General features: G+C 39.3%; 3 protein-coding genes. 2 read left to right on the forward strand and 1 reads right to left on the reverse strand.

Going from position 1 to position 2201, the window contains the following annotated elements:
* On the forward strand, positions 1 to 248 hold a 248-nt coding region (locus tag IQ242_RS23080), incomplete at its 5' end, for a DUF1345 domain-containing protein (protein ID WP_228021171.1).
* A 236-nt stretch (positions 249 to 484) separates the two neighbouring features.
* Here the strand turns inward: IQ242_RS23080 and IQ242_RS23085 are convergent.
* On the reverse strand, positions 485 to 901 hold the full coding sequence (locus IQ242_RS23085) for a DUF29 domain-containing protein (RefSeq protein ID WP_193961557.1): 417 nt from the start codon (positions 899 to 901) through the stop codon (positions 485 to 487).
* A gap of 826 nt (positions 902 to 1727) precedes the next feature.
* On the opposite strand from IQ242_RS23085, the gene IQ242_RS23095 reads away from it, so the two are divergent.
* Positions 1728 to 2003 (forward strand): hypothetical protein, encoded by a 276-nt coding sequence (locus IQ242_RS23095; protein WP_002765838.1) that lies wholly within the window; start codon positions 1728 to 1730, stop codon positions 2001 to 2003.
* Positions 2004 to 2201: the final 198 nt, after the last annotated feature.

Raw genomic sequence — 2201 nt, forward strand, 5'->3', positions numbered from 1 at the left:
ACGATGAACTATCCGCAGAAGATTCATCCGCTTACCGCAAAGGTTTAGACTTTCCCAATCAAGAACTGGTGGATTATTGGGATTTTATGTATTACTCTTTTACTATCGCTATGTGTTACCAAACATCGGACGTATCCATTGAAAGTGTTGCGATGCGACGCATGACACTCTTTCATTCCATCCTCTCTTTTATCTTAGTAGCAGTAGTTATCGGTTTAGTGGTAAACATAATTTCTAATCTCATTTAATGGTGAAACAGACTTCTAATATAACCTGTGTATTCTGGTTCCAAGGCAGAGCCTTGGAACCAGAGGATTTAGGCTCTGCCTTATTCATATATATCATTCTTCAGGTAGAACCTAAAAATGGCGTTCCCAGGTAGAACTTGGGAACGAGGTAAACGAGGTAAATATAACCTGTGTGGAACAGGCTTCTAGCCTTCGGAATTGCCTAAGTTTTAAGAAATCAAGGTGAGTTTCTGGCATCAAAATAAATCATTAAAATGATAAGGACAGGTTTCAGGGATGTTAGAAGGGGGATAGTCAATCAAATACAGGTCAACTGCATCCGAATAGATCCCTTGCCATTCTACTTCTAGCTTAGGCTTCATTGATAGACTGTAGCGACGCTTAAGAGTGTTAGAGAAAGCTTTGATTTCGGCTTGCCAATGGCGATTACACTCAGGCTTATTAGCGTAATCAATCTTCAGGCGGTGTTGCATAATTCGAGTTAGTAAGGAGACCACTGCTTGATAATCACTACGTCCCAAAGCTTCGATCTCCTCAATCAGGTTTTCCCAGTCCAATTCTTGGACATTTTGTTCTTTTAAGGCTTGGGCTTGTTTCATTGTCCATTGATAGAAATCTGTCTCGTAAATTTTATCGATAGCTATCTGACTCATAAGTTAAACTCCTGTTAGATTGCAATAAAAAAACTAGACAAATATAGATAGCAGCGGCTTTATTAGTCCCGACTTAAGTAGGGAGGCACAATTATTTGTAGGATGGGTTAGCGGTAGCGTAACCCATGCGGGGGTTGGGTTTCATGCTTCAACCCAACCTACGTTAATCTTATATTTAATTCCACCCACCTACTTACATAAGCAAAGACAAATATTCCCACCTAAGCTCAGTCTAACCTTAAACGAGGCAAATGTCTATTTGGGGGGAGCATCCCATTTTCGAGGTTTATCCTAAAACTGGAACCCAACAGAAGAACCTGGCTGGTGGTGGGGAGATGCAGAGAAATAGGATTGCGGTCTCGCGTAGCGAGTGCCTTCGGCAACACTGGCATTGAGGTGAAAGCGGCTACTTTGGAAGCGACGAGGGCTGAGTTGGAGAGAATGCGTATTAGAAAGTCTAGTTTACAAGCTTCTCGTTTCGTAGTAACGACTTCAGTCGTCCCTGATTATAACCGTTTTTTTAAAACCGGATTTGGCCTAATAGACATCTCCAAGAAATAAATTAACAGAGAATTAAGTGTGATATAATGAGATTTTACTTTTTTGAGCCATGAATAAACTTCTCGAACATATCGAAAGCAATCCTCTTTTGAGAGAATATGTTGTTTGGTTTGCCAAACGTAAACAACTAAGTTAACAAGCGAACTCTACAAACACTTTGGCATAGCTGAACAAGAAGAGGCATTCCGCAAAGGTTTGATTCCTTATTTACCATCGATAAAAAACAACAAGACTGAAAATTTAGAGTCAGATAGGAGGGCTTAAAATGGTCAATACAATTAGTATTGTCATCTCCAAAAATCCCGATGGATATTTAGTCAAATTTCCTGAATTAGATGCGATTGATTACCAAGATAGTTCTCTAGAGGGTGTTTTAAATCGACTCAAAGATGCCCTAGAAACTCATCTTACGTCTGAAGGTAAGGAAATTATGAAGTTTGCGGGGATTTGGGAAGATCTTCCTGAGGAAGATTTTAGAAATTTTTGTGAAGAAGTAGAACAGCGTCGTCAAAATTCTTTATCGCGGAGATTCGAGATTTGAAACCTTGTTTACTTGATACTGATATTCTTTCCTTGTTTTTCCGCAATCATCCCCAGGTCGTTCATTGTTGTAATTTGTATCTCCAAGAATACAGGCAATTGAGTTTTAGCTTGATTACTTATTATGAAATCTTGAGTGGTTTAAAACATCGAGATGCCCAGAAACAGCTTGACAAGTTTTTGGAATTTTCCTAGTTTA

It is taken from the genome of Microcystis sp. LEGE 08355 (assembly GCF_015207185.1).
Classification (GTDB): domain Bacteria; phylum Cyanobacteriota; class Cyanobacteriia; order Cyanobacteriales; family Microcystaceae; genus Microcystis; species Microcystis panniformis.